Source organism: Hyphococcus formosus (assembly GCF_046736345.1).
In the GTDB taxonomy this organism is placed as follows: domain Bacteria; phylum Pseudomonadota; class Alphaproteobacteria; order Caulobacterales; family Parvularculaceae; genus Hyphococcus; species Hyphococcus formosus.
Genome location: NZ_CP157210.1, coordinates 3,040,328 through 3,058,412 on the forward strand (window position 1 = coordinate 3,040,328; position 18,085 = coordinate 3,058,412).

Annotated in this window: 19 protein-coding genes; 10 read left to right on the top strand and 9 right to left on the bottom strand. The window is 47.8% G+C overall.

All coding sequences use genetic code 11. The features are described from left to right. Positions 1-281: 281 nt before the first annotated feature. The 7 genes from ABFZ83_RS14185 to ABFZ83_RS14215 all read left to right on the top strand — a co-directional run bounded on the left by ABFZ83_RS14185 (position 282) and on the right by ABFZ83_RS14215 (position 6,808). Entirely contained in the window at positions 282-1,778 is a 1,497-nt protein-coding gene (locus ABFZ83_RS14185; RefSeq protein ID WP_411817205.1) for a flavin-containing monooxygenase, read from the top strand. A gap of 9 nt (positions 1,779-1,787) precedes the next feature. Next, complete coding sequence (locus ABFZ83_RS14190) at positions 1,788-2,585, top strand: SDR family oxidoreductase (protein WP_411817206.1); 798 nt, start codon at positions 1,788-1,790, stop codon at positions 2,583-2,585. Between the two features lie 317 nt (positions 2,586-2,902). Further along, entirely contained in the window at positions 2,903-4,201 is a 1,299-nt protein-coding gene (locus ABFZ83_RS14195) for an acetamidase/formamidase family protein (protein WP_411817207.1), read from the top strand. 171 nt (positions 4,202-4,372) lie between these two features. Continuing rightward, entirely contained in the window at positions 4,373-5,593 is a 1,221-nt protein-coding gene (locus tag ABFZ83_RS14200; protein ID WP_411817208.1) for an aromatic ring-hydroxylating oxygenase subunit alpha, read from the top strand. A gap of 20 nt (positions 5,594-5,613) precedes the next feature. Next, positions 5,614-5,988 carry a hypothetical protein gene (locus ABFZ83_RS14205; RefSeq protein WP_411817209.1) on the top strand — a complete coding sequence of 125 codons (375 nt, stop codon included), beginning with the start codon at positions 5,614-5,616 and terminating at the stop codon, positions 5,986-5,988. Continuing rightward, positions 5,988-6,503, top strand: coding sequence for a nuclear transport factor 2 family protein (locus ABFZ83_RS14210; protein ID WP_411817210.1), 516 nt, complete (start codon positions 5,988-5,990; stop codon positions 6,501-6,503). The genes ABFZ83_RS14205 and ABFZ83_RS14210 overlap by 1 nt, the downstream gene beginning before the upstream one ends. Then, on the top strand, positions 6,503-6,808 hold the full coding sequence (locus ABFZ83_RS14215; protein WP_411817211.1) for a non-heme iron oxygenase ferredoxin subunit: 306 nt from the start codon (positions 6,503-6,505) through the stop codon (positions 6,806-6,808). Before ABFZ83_RS14210 ends, ABFZ83_RS14215 begins: the two co-directional genes overlap by 1 nt. Before the next feature lie 86 nt (positions 6,809-6,894). Here ABFZ83_RS14215 and pcaD read toward each other — a convergent pair whose 3' ends face one another. The 6 genes from pcaD to ABFZ83_RS14245 are packed head-to-tail and all read right to left on the bottom strand — an operon-like array spanning position 6,895 to position 12,004. Continuing rightward, entirely contained in the window at positions 6,895-7,680 is a 786-nt protein-coding gene (pcaD, locus tag ABFZ83_RS14220) for a 3-oxoadipate enol-lactonase (RefSeq protein ID WP_411817212.1), read from the bottom strand. Continuing rightward, the gene (gene pcaF, locus ABFZ83_RS14225; protein ID WP_411817213.1) at positions 7,677-8,873 is read right to left on the bottom strand and encodes a 3-oxoadipyl-CoA thiolase; all 1,197 of its coding nucleotides are present in this window, start codon (positions 8,871-8,873) and stop codon (positions 7,677-7,679) included. The genes pcaD and pcaF overlap by 4 nt, the downstream gene beginning before the upstream one ends. A gap of 57 nt (positions 8,874-8,930) precedes the next feature. Then, positions 8,931-9,632 (bottom strand): CoA transferase subunit A, encoded by a 702-nt coding sequence (locus ABFZ83_RS14230; RefSeq protein ID WP_411817214.1) that lies wholly within the window; start codon positions 9,630-9,632, stop codon positions 8,931-8,933. Then, the gene (locus ABFZ83_RS14235; RefSeq protein WP_411817215.1) at positions 9,629-10,534 is read right to left on the bottom strand and encodes a dioxygenase; all 906 of its coding nucleotides are present in this window, start codon (positions 10,532-10,534) and stop codon (positions 9,629-9,631) included. Before ABFZ83_RS14235 ends, ABFZ83_RS14230 begins: the two co-directional genes overlap by 4 nt. 22 nt (positions 10,535-10,556) lie before the next feature. Further along, the gene (gene catC, locus ABFZ83_RS14240; protein WP_411817216.1) at positions 10,557-10,841 is read right to left on the bottom strand and encodes a muconolactone Delta-isomerase; all 285 of its coding nucleotides are present in this window, start codon (positions 10,839-10,841) and stop codon (positions 10,557-10,559) included. Beyond that, entirely contained in the window at positions 10,841-12,004 is a 1,164-nt protein-coding gene (locus ABFZ83_RS14245) for a muconate cycloisomerase family protein (RefSeq protein WP_411817217.1), read from the bottom strand. The genes catC and ABFZ83_RS14245 overlap by 1 nt, the downstream gene beginning before the upstream one ends. Before the next feature lie 101 nt (positions 12,005-12,105). Here ABFZ83_RS14245 and ABFZ83_RS14250 point away from each other — a divergent pair, with 101 nt between their 5' ends. Then, on the top strand, positions 12,106-13,023 hold the full coding sequence (locus tag ABFZ83_RS14250; protein WP_411817218.1) for a LysR family transcriptional regulator: 918 nt from the start codon (positions 12,106-12,108) through the stop codon (positions 13,021-13,023). Here ABFZ83_RS14250 and ABFZ83_RS14255 read toward each other — a convergent pair. The 3 genes from ABFZ83_RS14255 to ABFZ83_RS14265 are packed head-to-tail and all read right to left on the bottom strand — an operon-like array spanning position 13,012 to position 15,799. After that, positions 13,012-14,238 (bottom strand): NAD(P)/FAD-dependent oxidoreductase, encoded by a 1,227-nt coding sequence (locus ABFZ83_RS14255; protein ID WP_411817219.1) that lies wholly within the window; start codon positions 14,236-14,238, stop codon positions 13,012-13,014. The genes ABFZ83_RS14250 and ABFZ83_RS14255 overlap by 12 nt on opposite strands. Continuing rightward, positions 14,235-15,446 carry an aromatic ring-hydroxylating oxygenase subunit alpha gene (locus ABFZ83_RS14260; RefSeq protein WP_411817220.1) on the bottom strand — a complete coding sequence of 404 codons (1,212 nt, stop codon included), beginning with the start codon at positions 15,444-15,446 and terminating at the stop codon, positions 14,235-14,237. Before ABFZ83_RS14260 ends, ABFZ83_RS14255 begins: the two co-directional genes overlap by 4 nt. Continuing rightward, positions 15,443-15,799 carry a hypothetical protein gene (locus tag ABFZ83_RS14265; RefSeq protein ID WP_411817221.1) on the bottom strand — a complete coding sequence of 119 codons (357 nt, stop codon included), beginning with the start codon at positions 15,797-15,799 and terminating at the stop codon, positions 15,443-15,445. The genes ABFZ83_RS14260 and ABFZ83_RS14265 overlap by 4 nt, the downstream gene beginning before the upstream one ends. A gap of 338 nt (positions 15,800-16,137) precedes the next feature. Here ABFZ83_RS14265 and ABFZ83_RS14270 point away from each other — a divergent pair, with 338 nt between their 5' ends. Then, a complete protein-coding gene (locus tag ABFZ83_RS14270) occupies positions 16,138-16,890 on the top strand; it encodes an aspartate/glutamate racemase family protein (protein ID WP_411818845.1) in 753 nt (250 codons plus the stop codon). After that, a complete protein-coding gene (locus ABFZ83_RS14275) occupies positions 16,891-17,919 on the top strand; it encodes an AraC family transcriptional regulator (RefSeq protein WP_411817222.1) in 1,029 nt (342 codons plus the stop codon). Positions 17,920-18,085 lie beyond the last annotated feature (166 nt).

Consider the following 18,085-nt stretch of genomic DNA (forward strand, 5'->3'; position numbering starts at 1 on the left):
TTTACGAACATCATAATCGTTAAGTATAGCGGTATACTGAAAACGTATGATGATGAACGATGCTGTAGCTATAGTGGCTCTCGACAGTTTCCCATGAAAATTCTGAAGAATAGGGATCATCTGTTCTGCGATTCGTGAAGGGGATATCGTATGCGCAGGAGTGTTACGGTGCGATCAAAAAACGCCGTATCATAGTTGAATTGTTGAATAGAGTAACGGTCAGGTAAAGCACATACTTTGTTCCCGCGAGTTGGATCAGGGAGAGTTGGAGATGAATTTAGATGACGGTGAGAATTGCGATTATTGGGGCGGGGTTCGCAGGGGTATCGACAGCCAAAACACTATCGTCATTGGGGTACAGCGTTTCTGTTTTTGAAAAAGAGAGTGAGGTTGGCGGGGTTTGGGCTAGTTCGAGGCGATATCCTGGTCTGACAACTCAAAACCCCAGATCCACTTATGCCTTGTCTGATTTTCCGATGCCGGATGATTATCCTGAATGGCCGAGCGGAGAACAGGTTCAGCGATATTTTGAAGATTATATCACAAGATTTAAGTTGCGGAAGTTGATACGTTTCAACACGATGGTGACTGCTGCAGAATTAAGTGCCGACCAAAGCTATTGGACGGTCACTAGCAAGGACGCAAATGGATCAGGTGACGACTTAAAAGAGGAGTTTGACTATCTAATTATCTGTAATGGGATATTCTCAACCCCATCGATCCCACAATATTCGGGAGTGGACGACTGGAAAGCGGCTGGGGGAGAAATTGTTCACACTTGTCAGTATACAGATTTGGAGTCCGTAAGAGATAAAAATGTAGTTGTTATTGGGTACGGAAAATCGTCATGTGATGCAGCAGTAGCGACATTGGGCGTGAGCAAATCAACTACGGTACTGGCGCGAAATCTAATCTGGAAAATTCCAAAAAAAATCGCAGGGGTCTTAAATTTTAAGCATTTGTTTCTCACTCGTTTGGGGGAGGGACTGTTTCCCTATATTGAGTTAAACGGGTTTGAAAAATTTCTTCACGGAACTGGTCGACCTATACGGAATGCGATGCTGGCTACTGTTGAGGCGATTATTGCCGCGCAGCTAAAGTTGAAAAAGATTGGGTTACATCCTGGGAAGCCGCTTGAAACTATTGCGCGTAGCACAGTAAGTCTCGTTACGCCGGGTTTTTATGAGGCTATCGAAAAGGGGACCTTGGCGGTAAAAAGAGAAGCCGAGATTGTCGCGCTTCGCCCTGGGCATGCAGAGCTTTCAACCGGTGAAGTGATACCCGCAGACTACATAATTGCAGGTACGGGGTGGATTCAGCATGTTCCGTTTTTGCCCAAAGACCTTATGGCAAAGATTACGGACACAAACGGAGATTTTAGATTATACCGTTCCATGCTACCTGTGGGCGTGCCAAGGCTGGCATTTAATGGGTACAATTCTTCATTTTTTAGTCAACTTAGCTGTGAAGCAGGAGCGATGTGGATAGCTGAGTACTTGCGCGGTGCTATTGAAGTTCCCTCGGTGAGTGAGCAAAAAGTTGACATCGATAGGCGTCTTTGTTGGATGCGCGAACGCACGGACGGTAAGCATTGCCGAGGAACAAATATTGTTCCGTTCTCGTTACATCACATCGACGAGTTGCTTGACGAAGCGGAGTTAAATGTAAGCTCTCGCGTAAAATTTACGCAATGGTTTTCAGCTGTAGACCCTTCCGTCTACGCTAAAAACTACGAAATACTTGAAGCTAGAGCGATGACTTCATCACAGAAAGAGTAGGTTAAAGCGATGGGTATTCTGCAAGGCCGGGTCGCAATTATTACTGGTGGAGCGGCGTCTATTGGTGCTGCAATCACAAAGAAGATCCATCATGAGGGTGCGCGGGTAGTTGTTGCTGCGCGTAGTGAAGATAAAGGGCACGCTATCGTTAAGGAGTTGGGTGGGAATTCACTTTTCGTACAGACGGACATAACCGATGACAACGCATTGAAATTATTGATTTCAGAGACTCTTGAGGCATTTGGTAGTGTGGATCTTGTGGTCAACAACGCTTGTTCGTATGGCGATGATGGGCCCGCGACGGCACGTGAAACATGGCTATCCACACTAAATACCAATATTGTTTCAGCGGCGATTTTGGGTGAGTTAGCGCGCCCGCATTTAAAGAAAAAAAATGGGTCAATTGTAAATGTTGGATCGGTATCAGGAAATTTTCCTCATATTGGCCGATGGGCGTACCCCGTATCCAAGGCAGCCCTTAAACATCTAACAAAATCACAGGCCGTTAATTATGCGAGTGATAGAATCCGGGTGAATATGGTGACTCTCGGCCATATATGGTCTGATCCATTTGAGGGATTGACAGGAAACAATAGGGCGCATGCCGATAAAGTATCAGTTCCGTATAATCTAATGGGGCGGGTGGCTGACCCAGAAGAAGTCGCAAATGTAGTGGCATTTTTGGCCTCTGAAGCAGCGTCTTATATGAATGGCGGCGAAACACTTGTAGATGGCGGTTATAGTGCGCTTGGTCCTGAGCAGCATTTTCCCTTAATGCCATTGCTCGCAGGCGGTGAACAAAATTGAGGCTAATTTTAAAGCTAACTGGTTTCCAAAGTGCGAGGCATTCTCGGTAAGCGGAGACATACCCTCGTGGTGGAGTTTTTGCTTCACTGTATGGCTATTCATTGCGCTAATACGGTTTTCGGCCTGTCATCACATTCGGTACTCATGCGTGAGTGACGCGGGTCTACCCTGATTTGCTTCAAGAACCGATGTTATTGCTAAGTAGTGGTCACGAAGTTTTCGTATGTCGAAAAGTTTTTTGGGCTCAATAGCTTTTTCGGTAATGGCAATCATGTCGGCAAATGATCCGGATTGGTTGTTGTAACGAGGAGCTTTCCATGGCCGGAATACGCGATGAGGTGGGTGTTTTTGAATATAGCGGCGGTATTGTTGGCCCCGGTATTAGTCCCGCTGCTACAATTAAGAATGGCGGAAAAATCCGTACTGGTACCCCGCCTGGGTGCTGGGGGCCAATGATCACGCCCAAGTTTCAAGGTGGTCACGAGGTTACGAAACCTGTGATGATCGATGGCGCGGAAGTTGGCGATTCTGTTGCAATACACTTGAACAAAGTTCAGGTCACATCACTGGCGACTTCATCAGGTGTTATGGAGTTTGTGGATGGTCGCTATATCGGTGATCCATTTGTTGCAAAACTCTGTCCCGAATGCGGTACAACAGCTCCGTCAAGTCATATCGAGGGCATTGGCGATGATGCCGTTCATTGTGACGTTTGTAATGCGGAAGTAAACGCATTCCGCTTCAGCAATGGATATGTCATCGTACTTGACCGCGAAAACCAAGTTTCTATAACGGTAAATAAAGCGGCGGCCGAAAAGATTGCGGCAAATGCAGAGGTCAATGCATCCATACCGGAATATTCGGACCAACATTCAATTTTAGCTCTCGCGCGGGCGGATATTTCCGGGCTCGCAGCGCGGATGCAACCCTTCCTTGGTAATATCGGAACGATTCCGTCGCGCGATTTGCCAGACTCCCATAATGCTGGTGATTTTGGAGCATTCCTCGTGGATGCTCCGCATGGGTATAGTTTTACCCAATCGGAGCTTGATGAGCATAAAACTGACGGACACATGGACACCAACTCTGTTCGGGAGGGAGCGATTCTTATTTGTCCGGTCAAGGTACCTGGCGCTGGTGTTTATATGGGTGATATGCATGCCCAGCAGGGAAATGGTGAGATTGCTGGTCACGCCACCGACGTATCTGGTGAAGTTGAGCTTCAGGTCGATGTAATCAAAGGGTTGCAACTTGACGGCCCAATTTTGCTGCAAAGAATTGATGATTTGCCACTTCTTGCAAAACCGATGTCCGCAGAAGAGAAAAAGGCCGTTTTCGCTTTAGGCGAAAAATATGGTCAGCACGAAATCGAAGATAATGCCCCCATCACCTTTATCGGTTCTGGTGCAAATCTAAATGCGGCAACTGAAAACGGACTTCAGCGTGCCGCGAGTGTAACTGGTTTGCCGTACGATGAAATTTTGAATCGGGCAACAATAGCTGGCTCTATTGAAATTAGTCGTTTGCCTGGCGTGGTCCGCGTAACCTTCCTGTGCCCGCGTCCAATTTTAAAGAAGATGGGCATCCTCCATCTAATTGAGAAGCAATACGGTTAGGGTTCTTTGTAATCCTGCGGGGTACGCCTAGCACTCTGCGGGATCGGGATAGTGCAGGACACACTATGTCGGCAGGATATCTCCACGGGCAACGCAAAAGAGTTGATCTCTGAGATGCTTAGATCGTGCCGTTCAGAAAAGTAGAACGGAATAATTGGAGAGGAGTTAAAAGTGGCTATACAGACAGGCGCAATTGATAAAGATCCAGGAAGATGGGCGCGTAAATACCCGGAATTGGGCGAAGAGCCGCTACCCGTTTCTCCATATATTGATCCAGAATATTACGAAAAAGAGAAAGAGAAAATTTTTAAGAAAGAGTGGCTTTATGTTGCTCTCGAACGCGAAGTGCCGTCGCTAGGAAGTTACAAGGTAAGGCGAATTGACTGCGCAGACACGTCGGTAATTATTATACGCGGCAAAGATAATGTAATCCGGGCATTTCATAATGCATGCTCGCATCGCGGCAATACGGTTGTAACTGAAAAGGGGCAGGAAACCTACGGAAGAAATCGTGCCGGTGTTGTTACATGCCGCTTTCATGGCTGGGTGTATGATGCGAAGGGTGATCTGATAAGTGTACCTCAAGAAGACCGTTTTTACAGTTGCTTCGATAAAAAAGATAACGGCTTAACGGAAGTCCATTGTGAAAGCTGGGCTGGTTTTATTTTTGTCAATGTAGACCCTGAGCCAGTAAAGCCTTTAAAGGAATTTCTTGGTGGGTATGCAGACCATTTTGGCGGATTTGATTTCGACGCATGCGATCACGGCTTTACCTATCACACAACATTAGATTGCAACTGGAAAGTCGCATCTGACGCTTTTGCAGAAGCGTATCACGTTGATACTATTCATGCTGGCTCGTTCCCGAATGTTTTTGAAGGGGCTATCGAGGACGTAGAATTGTTTGGCCCTCACAGAACATGTTCTGTGCGATTACAGGTCGAGAATCTTCCCCAGACCCCGATTGGTGATTTGGCCAACCAACGGTCGCGAGGGTCACTGGCATCGGTAGGTGGGGCGTCAACTCTTCCTCCAACACTTAATCCAAATCGCGATGAGGATTGGGGATTTGAATTAAGTGTGCTGTTTCCAAGCGTATTGCTCCACGTTTCAGAAGGAATTTGGTTCACCCATCAGTTCTGGCCAATTGCTCACGATAAAACTCTTTGGGAGGGTAAATACTATCTGACCAAGCCGCGAACACATAGCGAGTTGTGGGGATTTGAGCGGTCCATGGTTCTGCAACGTAATGCATGGCTCGAAGATACGGCCACTATGGAAGATACATATCGTGCGATGCTGTCGGGGGCGAAGAAATACCAACATCTGCAAGACGAAGAAATTTTAATCCGTCACAATTGCAAAGTTGTTGACGATTATATTGCTTCTTAAAGGCGAGGAGATTTAGTCCGATGCAAGATGAAATGACCGTGCCACCAGGATTTGAAGCGTTGCAAAGTTTCGCGAAATGGAACCTGATGACTGCGAACGAACGCACTACCGCCCGCCGGGAGGCGACTAAGGATGAATTGCGCGCGTTTTATGATGGTGTGTTGCCGCATATAGAGTCAATACTCGACGAATGTGACAAGTTTGAACTCGGCGCGCTGCCGGAGAGCCATCGTGGAATTTTTAATATTGCGTTGTCGATGGCAGAAATCGCACCGCACATAGAATTTTATAAGGGCGATACAGGGGTACCTTTCGCTTTCGAAGAAGAACGATTTATAGCCGTACACGGAGAAGACGAAACGTGGCAGGCATTGCCGCCTAATGGACCGAGATAATGAGTGTCGATGCATTTGATCTGCGCTTGCGACGCGTAGAGGCATCTGAAGCCATTCGACAGTTAATTGCAGTTTATGCCGTGGGGGCTGATCGCAAGAACGATCCAAATATCCTTGGACCGTTGTTTAGTGAGAATGCTGTATGGGAAGCAAACGGAATTGTTCGTTTGCAAGGTCGTGATGCAATTGCGAAGGGGCTATCGAAGCTCGCCAAAGAATTCGTCACCTGGTCCCTGCATTATATGGTTTCACCGCTAATCAATCTTGATAACACTGTGCAAAAAGCAACCTGTCGTTGGTATTTGTGGGAGCTATGTACAATGAGCCACGAAGACGAAGGAGTGGCGGATACTTGGTATGGCGGATGGTATGATAGCCGATTGAGTTATCATGAAGAAGGCTGGTTATTTGATTGGGTAAAGCTGGACCCACGATTAGCAAGTTCGACCGAAACTCCTTGGACAGGAAAGACTCCCCTCGACCTGAACGCCAAGCTACCTTTCGAGGAAATTTAATGGAACATATACTATGTAGGGCGGAAGACGTTTCTGATGATGAACCGCTGCGTGTGACGCTTGCTGATGGTCATGCAGTTACTGTTTATCGATGGGAAGATAACTTTTATTGCACTGATGATTTGTGTACACATGGAGATGCTTCATTAGCGGAGGGGTATGTAGAAGATGGGGCAATTATTTGCCCGTTCCATTTGGGATCATTCTGTATCAAAAGTGGTGCCCCCCGTGCGGCACCATGCTCCGAACCTATTGCTGTTTACGAGGTTAACGAGAGAGATGGAAACCTTCTCATTCAGCGGTAACGCCCATATATTGTATCGAATTTCAAAGTACTCACACATTCACACGCATGCCTGAGTAGTCGACGTTGGCGAATGGATTATAGATGCTAACGAACAAAATCTAATACGGCCGCGTTGAACTGGGTGGGACATTCTATATTGGACAAATGCGCGGTATCGAGCAAATCGCTTTTGGCTCCGGGAATGTTGTCAACCAAAAATTCTCCCAATACTGGCGGTGTAGCGGGGTCACGTAAGCCAATAATAACCAATGTAGGGCATTTTATTAGCTTAGTAGTGGGGCGCATATCCATATCGCGAATAGCGGCGCAGCAGCCTGCATACCCATGTGGTTGACATTCGTTAAGGCTGGCAGCTAATTCTTCTATGGCGGGTAGGTTTTGCTTGAGGTATTCTGGTGTGAACCACCGATCTAACACGTCCCGTGAAATTGCTTTTATTCCTTTTGATAGGACGGTTTCGATGCGGGTCTGCCATCCTGTTGCCGGGCCCATATAAGCAGCGGTATTTGCAAGGGCCATTCGCTCAATTCGCTCCGGTGCGTGAACGCCAAGCCATTGTCCTGTCATTCCACCTAGGGAAACACCACAAAAAAAAGCTTTCTGTATATCGAGCGCATCGAGTAATTCTAACGCATCACGCCCGAGACGATCGAGGCCATACCCCCCTTGGGGCGCGTCGGATAGGCCGTGTCCTCGAGTGTCATATCGAAGAACACGGAAGTATCGTGTGAAATCAGTAAGCTGATATTTCCACATTTCCCGGTCGGTGCCGAGCGAATTTGAGAGTAACAATGTAGGCGCATCAGCGGGGCCGTCCAACTGCCAGGCAATCGATGCTCCATCACTCATGACGAGCTTGTCTTTGTTCATGATACGCGCTCCATTGCTAGAGAAAGGCCTTGTCCTACGCCAACACACAAGGTGATAATGGCGCGCTTTGCGTCCAAATGTTCAAGTGTACGCATGGCTGTCAGAGCAAGACGCGTACCGGACATGCCCAGAGGGTGGCCTAGCGCGATTGCCCCCCCATGTGGATTAACGTGATCAGCATCGTCTGGTAGGCCAAGGCTACGCAGTACGGCGAGCGATTGAACTGCAAATGCTTCATTCAATTCAATGACGTCGATTGACGAAATATTCCAGCCAAGTCGGTCCAATAACTTCTGTGTTGCGGGCACAGGGCCGATCCCCATAATACGTGGTGCCACGCCTGCAGAAGCCATGCCGCAAATTCGCGCGCGGGGTGTAAGGCCATGTTTTTCAGCGGTACGCGAATTTGCAAGAATTACCGCAGCCGCACCGTCATTTACACCTGAAGAGTTACCGGCCGTAACTGAACCGTCTGAACGAACAATTGGGCGTAAATTTGCCAGAGCTTCAATGGTGGTTTCTCGCGGGTGTTCGTCAACATCAAGAGATCGAGACACTTTGCGGGTGCTTATGTCGAGCGGCAATATTTCACCCGATAGAAATTTGCGAGACGCGGCCACGCGTTGCTGACTGCGTAACGCAAAATAGTCCTGATCCTCGCGTGAGATGTTAAGTTCATCTGCCAGATTTTGTGCCGTTTCGGGCATTGAATTGACGCCATAAGCTTCACGCATGGCCGGGTTTATCAATCTCCATCCAATAGTCGTGTCTTCTAGGCTTTGAGACCTGTCAAATGGTTTATCGGATTTGCCCAACACAAATGGTGACCGGCTCATGCTTTCGACACCGCCAGCAATGATTAGATCACAGTCACCGGATTTGATAGCTCGCGCGGCTGATCCTATTGCATCGAGGCCAGATGCGCATAAACGATTTATAGTCATTCCGCCGACTGACTCGGGAAGGCCGCTTAAAAGCGTCGCCATTCGCGCCACGTTGCGATTATCTTCACCCGCCTGATTTGCGCAGCCCAGATAGACCTCATCTATTGCCGCTGGGTTAAGGTTAGGATTGCGTTTTACAATCTCGCGGATTACCAGCGCGGCCATATCGTCCGGCCGGATATTTGCCAACGCACTGGCGTAACGACCGATCGGTGTTCGTATTCCGTCACAAATGAATACTTCCGTCACATGTTACTCCTGATAAATTAATTTCGCCGATCATACGTTGTGGACGTGGGCGTATAATTACTTACGTGCCCGAACCGTTAGCTTTTCAATGCGCTTTTCATTAATTGTTGAGCGGACGATTCTATCAACATAGATGCCCGGTGTGTGCACGTGGTCGGGATCAAATGTGCCATCAGGAACTACTTCTTCGACTTCGGCAACCGTAATTTTTCCTGCCGTTGCCATATTCGGATTAAAGTTCCTTGCGGTCTTCCGGTATTGTAGGTTGCCAGAGTGATCTGCTCGCCATGCTTTTATAATAGATAGGTCTGATCGAAGCCACGTTTCACGAATATATTCTTTGCCTTCAAATTTTTCTGTATGCTTTCCCTCGGCGACAACCGTACCTACGCCGGTCGCCGTATAGAAGGCAGGAATTCCTGCACCGCCCGCGCGGATTCGTTCGGCAAGAGTGCCTTGTGGTGTTAACTCAAGTTCCAACTCACCAGAAAGGTATTGTTGTTCAAATAATTTATTCTCACCAACATAGGACGAAATCATCTTGTCGATTTGCCGAGTTTCGAGGAGCATCCATAACCCGAAACCGTCAGCACCCGCATTGTTAGATATCACTGTCAGGCCCGTGACGCCCGCAGCTCTAATTTCAGGAATCAGGCTTTCTGGGTTTCCGGAAAGTCCGAAGCCCCCGGACATAATAGTCATTCCGTTAAACAGGATCCCTTCCAGAGCGGCTTTCGGCGTTTCATAGATTTTATTCATATTGAAGCGCGAGCTCGCTTTGAAAAGCGTTCGTCATCGTCCGATTGCGCTTTTTGTAACGTGAAATCGAAATGAATTTCCGGAGAACCGCCGACACGATCAGGGATTGGAAGCAAACCTTCACGGGTTCCGAAAGCGAAATCATCATGTGCGTGAGGGTCGTCACCAAAATTGATTTGTGTTGTGAGGGTGCGATAGCCTGGTGCCTCAATAAAGAAGTGAACGTGCGCAGGCCGGTTTCCGTGTCGCCCGAGTGCTTTCATCAGTTGATCCGTTGCACCATTGGGTGGCACGGCATAGCCACTCGGCATTTTTGAGCGAAATGAATATCGGCCATCTTTCCCAAGCCGGATGCGCCGCCGATTATTAAACGCGCTTTGCGCACCGGTCGGATCAAAGTGTGAATAAAAACCTTTGGAGTTCGCATGCCAAACATGCATGATCGCGTTTCCGACTGGTTCGCCGTCGGGGCCAGTAATCTGTCCCGACATCACCATGTCTTCGGCATCATCAGGATCATCAGTTAAATTGACATCATTTGTTTTTGATAGATCGCCCTCGATTAATGGAGCTCCTTCAACATAAAGTGGGCCTTCGATAGTACGTGGGGTGCCACCTTCCAGGCCTGCTTCTGCGTCCTTTGCGTCCATATGCAGATCCAAGAAATGTTCAATACCAATGCCGGGAGCAATCAGACCAAATTCATTGACGCCGTCTTGAAGAAATTTCACTGCAACCCAGAATTCGTCTTCACTAATGTCGTGTTTTTCGATCGTGCACATTAACCCTTCAAGCAGGTCACGCAGAATAGATTTTAGGCGCGGGTTACCGCCGCTTTGATTAACGCCAGCTGCGGTATCAAGCAAGTTTTGAACTTGTTTTGATTTGACAATATCCGTCATCGTTTCCTCCAGAACTATTTATTCAATCATTTTCAATTGCAGATGGGTGTCTGCATAGCGCCGTCACTTCTGTCGACATGAATGGAAAAAGTGGTAAACTCATCATGATATCGTGCAACTCGTTGGCATCGGCGACATCGAATATGCTTATATTTGCGTACTGACCAGCGATGCGCCACAAATGCCGCCACTTACCAGCGCGTTGTAATTCTTCTGCACGCGCCTTTTCTGTTTTCTTCAAATTTTCAAGCTCTGTTTGATCAAAATTCAGTGGGACGTTTACATCCATTCGTACCATGAACAACATTATACGGTTCTCCTGTTGATACTGCTCGATACTGTTTTTGCTGGCGCATTGCGCCGGAAGTGCTTCACTTTATCCATGTCGAGTTTAATGCCGAGGCCAGGGGCGTTTGGTACCTCGAGTGAAAAATCACGGTACACCAGTGGCGTGGCCAGTATATTTTCAGTCTGAAGAAGTGGGGCAAAAAGCTCAGTTCCCCAATCTAGGTTTTCGAACGTGCTGAATAATTGCGCTGAGGCTATTGTGCCCACACCGCCTTCAAGCATTGTCCCTCCGTAAATCCCAATATTTCCAGCGGTTCCAATCGCAGCAATCTGTCCGGCAGCAAACAAGCCCCCCGCCTGAGCTGGTTTAATTGAGAAGGCATGAGCACCATTCCGCCGCGCGACCTCTAATGCGTCGCCGGGGCCATTTAAAGTTTCATCTGCCATTATTGGCACAGGCGAATACCGCGTTAGTTGTTCAAGGCCGGCTCGATCTGCACGATGCACCGGTTGTTCGATTAAGTCGACGCCGGCATCTGCGAGCATTTTCGTACCGCGGGTAGCTGTATGTTGATTCCATGCTTGATTTACATCTACTCGTATAGAGGCGCGATCTCCCAATGCTCGCTTAATTTTAGCAACATGCGCAACATCATCCTTAAGCGGACGTTTTCCAATTTTTAGCTTGAAGACATTATGGCGGCCGCTTTCGATCATTTGAGTAGCTTCGTCAATGTCCTGTGCAGTATCGCCACTCGCCAATACCCAAAGCACAGGCAGTTTTTGACGTAAACGGCCACCCAGCAACTCTGACATCGCCAGTCCGGAGCGTTGGCCGGCGGCATCAAGAAGCGCGCATTCAAGCGCATTTTTAGCAAAGTGATTGCCGACCACTTGATTACGAAGCAAGGACATTGCGCTTGCCGGTACTTCTGCGCGCTGACCAATCAGAATCGGCGCGCAGTATAAATCAATGGCGAGTTTTATACCTTCCGGACTTTCGTTTCCATAGCTCAGTCCACCAATGGTAGTGCCTTCGCCAACGCCGGTAATGCCGTCTGAGCAGGAGACAAAAACAAGTGTCATTACCTGTTTGTTGATTGAGGTCATCGATAAAACATGTGGCCGAATTGTAGGAACCTCAATAATCCAGGTATCAATCCGATCTATGGTAATTGCCATCCGGCCCTCGTCTAATGTATTGAATTATCGTTATTAGTATGGCTGGGTGTCTTGTCGGTCAAAGACCATTGATGCAAAGTGGAATACCTGAAAGGTATTTTATGGAAATCCGTCATCTTCGATATTTTGTGGCAGTTGCCAATCAGCGGAATTTTACTCGTGCGGCAGAGGCGCTGAATATTGCTCAACCCCCATTGAGCCGACAAATCCGGCAACTTGAAGAAGAGGTGGGTAGCGAACTGTTTGATCGTGCGGCTCGACCGATAAGGCTGACGCAGTCGGGGCGGTTGCTCTACGAATATGCCGTACAGGTCCTTTCCGGCATGGACCAGTTGCAATCCACAATGAAACAAGCTGCGAACCCGAAAAAACGTCGATTTGTGATTGGATTTGTAGGCTCTACACTTTACGGATTGCTTCCCGAGGTTATTCGCCAGTTCCGAAAACATCTTGTCGAGGTTGATGTATCCCTGTTGGAGTGTTCCACCGTAGAACAGATCGCGGCGCTTAAAGACGGCAGGATTGATATTGGGTTCGGCAGGTTGCGAATAAAAGACCCGGCCATCCGACGTATTGTTTTGGCGAACGAGAAGTTGGTTGCTGTGCTGCCAAATGACCACCCGCTTGTAAGTAAAAATCCACCGATATCTCTTGACGATCTGGTGAATGAGCGTTTGATCGTATATCCGCGCCCGGTCCGTCCAAGTTATGCAGATCAAATTTTGGGCGTGTTTCGCGATGTTGGACTTCAGCCGCGATCGATTGCGGAAGTGCGAGAATTGCAAACTGCGATCGGGTTGGTTGCGGCTCACGAGGGTATTAGCATTGTACCGGAATCTGTAAAGCGATTGCGGCGTGATGATATTGCTTATGCACCAATTTCTGATCATGAGGCGCGGTCGCCAATTATGATGATCCATCGCATTGGCGATGTTTCTGACGAGTTGGTCGCGCTCATTGAAATAAGTCGAGAATTGCACGCGACAAATGGCATTGACCATCTTGAATCAAACGAGTGACCTGAGCGGGATGGAGGCATCAGCTAGTTGACTTTGGTCTGTTTGTGCGCAGTTTTGGATAAGTTTACGTGCGGCCATGAAATCCCGTGGAGAATTAACGCAATCAATAGCAATCACTTTTCCATCGCGAGTGTATATTATTGAAAATTTCTTACCATTAATTGGACCACGAATTACTGTGTCATAGTCTGTCCCTAATAAGCCGGCTGACTGCAGTCGAATATCATATTGCTCCGACCAGAAGGTGGGAACATGAGAGTAGGGAATTGCTTCGCCAAGAATTAATTCGGCGGCGACGGCGGCAGAGTCTTGTGCATGTTGCACGGATTCTAATCGCCAAAGTCCACCGGCAAAAATATTGGGATGACGAGAACAATCGCCGATTGCCAACACATTAGGTGCGGCGGTGCGAAAGCTCTCATCGACGATAACGCCGCGATCACATTCTAATCCCGCCTTCTCGGCAAGAGTAGTTTCGGCATCTATTCCAATTCCGCAGACGGCAAGTTGTGTGGGTATATGAGTACCATCGTTCAGGACTGTGGCAGATATATGATCGTTACCAATAAAGGAGGAGACGCCCTGATTTAGATAGAATTGAACGCCCTGCTCTCGATGCTGAGCTTCAAAAAACTTTGAAACAACGGGAGAGGTTACTCGCGCCAGAATGCGGTCTTGTGCCTCAATGACGTTAACCGTTTTTCCTAAAGCTCTTGCGACCGCTGCGAATTCTAAGCCAATAAAACCGGCACCGATGACAGTTACATCGTTTATTTTCATAAGCTCAAAGCGGATACGCTCAACATCGACGATATTTCGGAGATAATGAATTCCCGAAAGAGTAGCTCCAGGACATATTATTTGTTTCGCGCGTCCACCTGTCGCTAAGACGCACCAATCAAAGTTGATACGCTGACCATCAGACAATGTGATCGTAGATTGCCGATGATTTAGCCTTTCTGCTGTATAACCCAGTACAAGATCAATGGACTTTTCGTTCCAATAGGTATCTTGTCGAATAAGTAACTGAGCTTTTTCGGTTTTGCCGAGCAAATAATCCTTAGAAAGGGGTGGCCGTTCATAGGGCGGTGTTGTCTCCTCACCGATAAGTAAGATTGAACCTGCGAAATCTCGTTGCCGTAGGGAGGTAGCTAAGGCTGCTCCAGCATGACCGCCTCCAACGATGACGACATCGTATTTTGTATGTGTACTCAAGATAGCCTCGACTGACTCGAAAAATGTTCATTGATGCAAGCTTCGACGCCACTTCCTAAATGGCGGGCGAGAATCTCTTCATCCTGGAAGTGTATATGGTCTTTAGCGCCGGATTTTAGTTGGGCGCAGATTAGTTCATGGGTATAGCAATCTTCCATCATAGGGTCGCGTAAACTTACTTTTGAATACTCTCGCGCAAATAATTCCCCAGCATTTTTTACCGGGGGGTAGTACCCTTTAATTTCCCATACGCTTCGATCGACGGCCACGGGCCAAATGTTGAATGTGAAGTAAAGGCCGTTCAGAAGGCCAACAAAAAGGTTCGGAAAAATATGCCAAAAATCGAATGATCCGCGAAAACGATAACCGTCACCACTTGTTTCGGATTTGCTGCCGAACGCTTGCATTGTCCCCGTGCCGAATTGACTGGCGAGGGCGGCCGTCGGGGATAGCTCATGAGTGTCCGGAGGTGGAGATCCCAACACCCCATGCAAACCATGGAGCTCGATGCCCGCATGTCGGTATTGACGACCATCAATTTTTACGGCTCTCGCCAAGGTTTTTTCATGCAGGTATGGGAGATGCCACCCTTCCAGCTGTGCTTCCTGAAGGGTCTTCCAGTTTACGTTCTCGTCAATGCGATAGGAAAATGCGGGTGTAAACCCTTCGAAGTCAAACCGCCCAATATCATCCGATACCGGCGCAAGGTGCTCCGTAAGGGTCTCTTCTGGTGTTGGTGCCATGTTGATAAAGATAAAACTTTTCCAAACATCACAATGGACTTGGGCTAGACCGTTCTCTTCTTTCTTTACTGACGGAAAGTTCTCTGCGTCAGTAACTTGGACTAATTTACCTGTCAGATCGTAGACCCACCCATGAAACCGGCATGCGAGATAACCTTTACAGTTACCTTTCTTATCCCACGCGACTGGTGCGCCACGATGGGAGCACATATTGTGAAAAGCTCGGAAAATTCCATCTTTACCATGAATAACAACTAACGATGTTTCAAGAATATCAAGGTCAACAATAAAATAGTCACCGGGGTTTGGTGCTTGAAGTGTATTGCCAACATTGAGCCATTTGCGCCGAAAAACTGCATCACGCTCTTTTTTAAAGTAGTCTTCTGAGGTGTATCGCTCAATCGGAATTGGTTCCTGACTTTCTTCAGGATATCTTTTCATAAAACGACGAGGCGCATCTGTCATTTTTTATCTCCCTGCTCGGCGAGAGGCCATTCGTCATGCGTCGGTATGAATCTCTGAATTGGAAAGACATATTTAGGTTGAGGATCTTCATACATCTCAATGGTGGCGGCAGCCTCAGCGAGGGCCAGACACAGATCGAGTAACGCTCTGTCAGGACCTACAATTTCGTGGAGTGAATACTGGCTCAGATATTCAAGCGCGGCGGGGCCGCGAGCCAACATCGTGTCATAAAACTGCTTGCTTTCCTCTAATGTCGCAGACCAACGTTTTTCATTTCGCCCTAATTCTGTTGGTCGCGCCCAATCGATGAAAGGGGTGAGGTCCTTAAAGTCTTCGGGAAGTTCAGAGGTCACGACGGTGCGCTCCATTTTTATCTTGATGTTAAAAATGATGCGGTGGCGATCACATTGCAGCTATCCGGTCGGTGCAAGATATGGCCCATCAGCGCGACAATGGGGGCTATAAAATCCCCTCGAAGAAAAGGTAAAAGAAGATCTCTTAATGCGCGCAAAGCTTAACAACAGCGCGCCCAATACCCTAAAGGTCTGATGCTTTCGTGTTTGGGTATTGGACAACCTGCCGCAGAGTGCGCATTTTTTGCAAGGTTACTGACGTGAAGCGGTTGGTGGTTTTGCGCGGTCTGTAAGTCAACGGATATTGATGGGTGGCCAAATTGGGTATCAAAATAAAAATGATTGTCCCCGTACCGGTTCCCAAGGACGCATTAGATGCATTTGCTAGCCAAATTCCGGCGGAGATTATTTCATCTGATACAAAGATTGATTTTGTCTGCGCTGCAAAGGGAGGGGCTACATTAGACTCCATTTACGAAGGGGTTATTGCAGATGCTTTTTGCTTAGAAGCGGGCGCGCGCTCAGAAGACGAAGGGTATGACGCTGTTTGCGTTAACTCAATGAGTGATTCTGGGGTGGCAGCGCTTCGTTCGCGACTTTCTATTCCTGTGGTGGGGACGGCTCAGGCAACATACCATTTAGCAAGTCAGCTCGGAAAGAAGTTTTCTATACTGAGTATGTGGGATAGATGGCAGTGGCTTTATGAAAAAGTCCTTCAAGAGCAAGGGTTACTTGATCGATTGGCATCTATCCGGTCAATAGGGGTCAGGCCCGATACAGCAGCACTGCTGGCCGGAAAAGAAGATAGTGTTTTTCCAGAGCTGTTGAGGGCGGCGGAGTTGGCCGTGGAGGTGGATGGTGCAGACCTGCTGGTATTAGGATCAACGACAATGCATCAATCCCATACTTTTCTGTCCGAAAACCTATCCGTACCGGTCTTAAATCCGGGATTGGTGGGATTTGCAACTTGTACCATGTTGATTAATCTTAATGCTGCGCACAGTAAACGCAGTTTCATACCCCCAGAGCGAGTAATCGACGACATATTTGCAACTCGTATGTGTGGGATGAGGCGTGAAGAGAAAATTTAGATGTTAATGCAGGCTCAAGATCATCAACAATGGGATGGAACAGGCCTTCCGCTTTCGTCTATGGCGCGGATGACTAGTCAGGATATTGATGAAGTTCATAGCCATATGAGCCAGATGTTTTGCCCTCATGAACTGCATATAACAGGTGGATGCCCGCCTATTGAATTTAGACATAATCAAGCGTCTTTGAATTCGGTCACATTCAATGCTACGGATTATGGCCATCCTTATGGTAACGTAGTAGTCAGCATACCGCCAATGGATAATTTGTATTTGGTGCAGATAGCATTGAGCGGAAAGGCGGAAATAACACAGGGAAAATCTACATTTGCGTTAAGTCCGGGCGAGATGTGTGTGCTTGACCCTGAAGAAAGAGTCAAGCAAGTATTTTGTGAAGGCTACAAACATTTTACAGTCAAAATGTCCAAAGAAGGGCTAGAGTCTGTGTTAATGCAAGAGCTTGGGTTCCGTCCTCGTGATCTGCATTTTTCTCCCGCACCTGTGCGATTTGAGGGGCATGCGGTTGCGTTTGCTCAAATGGTTCGTACGGTTTGCGACGATTTGAATAATGGTTCGTCCGCGTTTGGACACTCGCGGGCGTCGAAAAGTGTCGAGCAAATTTTACAACGGCTTCTTCTTGCAGCCGTTCCACACAACCATAGTGATCTTTTTGATGCTCCGGCGTCTGTCGCTGCGCCGTACTATGTTCGCCGTGTCGAAGAATTTATTACGCACCGTCTTGGCGATCCCATTACAATGGATGAATTGGTCTCTGTTTCTGGCGTGTCTGCGCGATCATTACACGCAGGATTCCGAAGGTTTCGAGACACAACCCCTATGAATTATTTAAAGAACCGCCGATTGCTTCTTGCACATCGTAGATTGCTAAATGGTGCAGATTCTGGCGCGACGGTTACGGACGTGGCGTTGGCTTGCGGCTTTACACACCTCTCGAAATTTGCGCGTGATTACCACGAACGATTTGGAGAGCGGCCGTCGGAAACACTTAAGAAGATAGGTCAGGTTTGACGGCTGAATATGTCAGCGAATATTTTTTTACTTATTCTCACCTGATAAAAATCATAATCGCGTGCGGAAATTCGTGGCATGAGCCGCGTCAAAGTAAATAGAACAGCACTGTGGTGTTTCATTCAGCACTAGCGGGCTAGTTGGTTTTCTCAGAATGGCAAAACAT

Bases quoted from the DNA above. Each gene is read 5' to 3' on its own strand.
- ABFZ83_RS14185 (WP_411817205.1), top strand. From the start codon at position 282: ATGACGGTGAGAATTGCGATTATTGGGGCGGGGTTCGCAGGGGTATCG.
- ABFZ83_RS14190 (WP_411817206.1), top strand. From the start codon at position 1,788: ATGGGTATTCTGCAAGGCCGGGTCGCAATTATTACTGGTGGAGCGGCG.
- ABFZ83_RS14195 (WP_411817207.1), top strand. From the start codon at position 2,903: ATGGCCGGAATACGCGATGAGGTGGGTGTTTTTGAATATAGCGGCGGT.
- ABFZ83_RS14205 (WP_411817209.1), top strand. From the start codon at position 5,614: ATGCAAGATGAAATGACCGTGCCACCAGGATTTGAAGCGTTGCAAAGT.
- ABFZ83_RS14210 (WP_411817210.1), top strand. From the start codon at position 5,988: ATGAGTGTCGATGCATTTGATCTGCGCTTGCGACGCGTAGAGGCATCT.
- ABFZ83_RS14215 (WP_411817211.1), top strand. From the start codon at position 6,503: ATGGAACATATACTATGTAGGGCGGAAGACGTTTCTGATGATGAACCG.
- pcaD (WP_411817212.1), bottom strand. From the start codon at position 7,680: ATGAACAAAGACAAGCTCGTCATGAGTGATGGAGCATCGATTGCCTGG.
- ABFZ83_RS14230 (WP_411817214.1), bottom strand. From the start codon at position 9,632: ATGAATAAAATCTATGAAACGCCGAAAGCCGCTCTGGAAGGGATCCTG.
- ABFZ83_RS14235 (WP_411817215.1), bottom strand. From the start codon at position 10,534: ATGACGGATATTGTCAAATCAAAACAAGTTCAAAACTTGCTTGATACC.
- catC (WP_411817216.1), bottom strand. From the start codon at position 10,841: ATGTTGTTCATGGTACGAATGGATGTAAACGTCCCACTGAATTTTGAT.
- ABFZ83_RS14245 (WP_411817217.1), bottom strand. From the start codon at position 12,004: ATGGCAATTACCATAGATCGGATTGATACCTGGATTATTGAGGTTCCT.
- ABFZ83_RS14250 (WP_411817218.1), top strand. From the start codon at position 12,106: ATGGAAATCCGTCATCTTCGATATTTTGTGGCAGTTGCCAATCAGCGG.
- ABFZ83_RS14260 (WP_411817220.1), bottom strand. From the start codon at position 15,446: ATGACAGATGCGCCTCGTCGTTTTATGAAAAGATATCCTGAAGAAAGT.
- ABFZ83_RS14270 (WP_411818845.1), top strand. From the start codon at position 16,138: ATGATTGTCCCCGTACCGGTTCCCAAGGACGCATTAGATGCATTTGCT.
- ABFZ83_RS14275 (WP_411817222.1), top strand. From the start codon at position 16,891: ATGTTAATGCAGGCTCAAGATCATCAACAATGGGATGGAACAGGCCTT.